The following is a 1377-nucleotide window of genomic DNA, read 5'->3' as shown; positions in this document are numbered from 1 at the left end:
CGGGGCGCGGCCGCTGCCCCTCGGGGACGCAGAGGGCGACGCAACCACCCGCCACAGCCCCTGAGACGCCTCGGACGCCTCGCGCGCCCCGGCGCAGCCGACGGCTCACTCCCCCGGCCACTCCGGCTTGCGCTTCTCGTTGAAGGCGGCCACGCCCTCCGCCCGGTCGCCCGAGAACGCCACGGAACGCCACGCCGCGTCCTCGACGTCCAGCCCCGCCCGCAGATCGAGCCCGTGGCCCAGCCTCAGCGCCCGCTTCGCGGCCCGCAGCCCCACGGGCGAGTTGGCGGCCATCCGCGCTGCCAGCGCCAACGCCTCCGTACGGTCCTGCCCCTCCGCGACCAGTTCGTCGACCAGGCCCAACTCCCGCGCCTCCGCGGCCTCCAGCCGTCGCGCGGTGAAGATCAGCTCGGCGGCCCGCGCCGCCCCCACGCGACGCGGCAGCAACTGCGTACCGCCGCCCCCCGGAATCACCCCCACCGACACCTCCGGCAGCCCCACCACCGCCGTACGGTCGGCCACGATCACATCGCAGGACAGTGCCAGCTCGAACCCGCCGCCCAGCGCGAAGCCGTGCACGGCGGCGACGGTCGGCATCGGCAGCTCCAGCACCCCGGTGTACGCCGCGCGCGCGACGGGCCGCTGCCGTACCAGCTCCGCGTCGCTGAACGAGTTCCGCTCCTTCAGGTCGGCCCCCACGCAGAACGCCCGTTCGTGCGTCGAGGTCACCACGACCACCCGTACGTCCCGGTCGGCGGCCAGCGCGTCGCACGCGGCGGCGATGGAGCGGGCCATGTCGGTGGACACGGCGTTCATGGCCTTCGGCCGGTCGAGGGCGAGTTCGGCGACGTACGCGTGCCGCCGAACGACCACGAACTCGCCGTACCGCCGCTCGCCGCCCGGCCCCTCTGCGACATCGACACCGACACCCATGACACCCTCCGGTTAACGCGGGTTAACTACCGTCGCTCCGATCATCGCAGCCCGACCCGCCCCGCAACACCCCGGTCCCGGCGCGGGCCCCGGCGACGACGCGTGCGGCAACCGCGCGCGACAACGCGTCGGCCCGTTTCCCCGTTCGAGTGACATCCGGCCCTTCTCGGTCCACATCGCCCACTTCGCTGCATAGCCTGCGCTCCGCCAGGCGCACCGGGGGATTCGGGCGCGGAGGGAGGACGGACCATGACGACACACACGGTGACCAGGCCGACGACACCCACGAGTGGGGCACACCCGAACACCCCACCGACGGCACCCCAGCCGCCGACGCCGCGACCCCCCGAGCCCCCAACGGCACAGCCCCGGAAAGCCCGGCCCTCATCCCAGCCGCAGCCGCCCGCACCCTCGCCCCCGGCGAGCACCGGCACGCGGCCCCGG

1 protein-coding gene is annotated in these 1377 nt (G+C 74.9%); it reads right to left on the bottom strand.

The window, feature by feature from the left end; translation table 11 throughout:
• Nucleotides 1–105: 105 nt before the first annotated feature.
• Nucleotides 106–933, bottom strand: coding sequence for an enoyl-CoA hydratase/isomerase family protein (locus AOK15_RS41245; protein ID WP_055524409.1), 828 nt, complete (start codon nt 931–933; stop codon nt 106–108).
• Between the last annotated feature and the right edge of the window lie 444 nt (nt 934–1377).

Source organism: Streptomyces ossamyceticus (assembly GCF_001418475.1).
Classification (GTDB): domain Bacteria; phylum Actinomycetota; class Actinomycetes; order Streptomycetales; family Streptomycetaceae; genus Streptomyces; species Streptomyces ossamyceticus.
The sequence above is the reverse complement of the archived record's forward strand: the minus strand, read 5'-3'. Positions and strand labels throughout refer to the sequence as shown.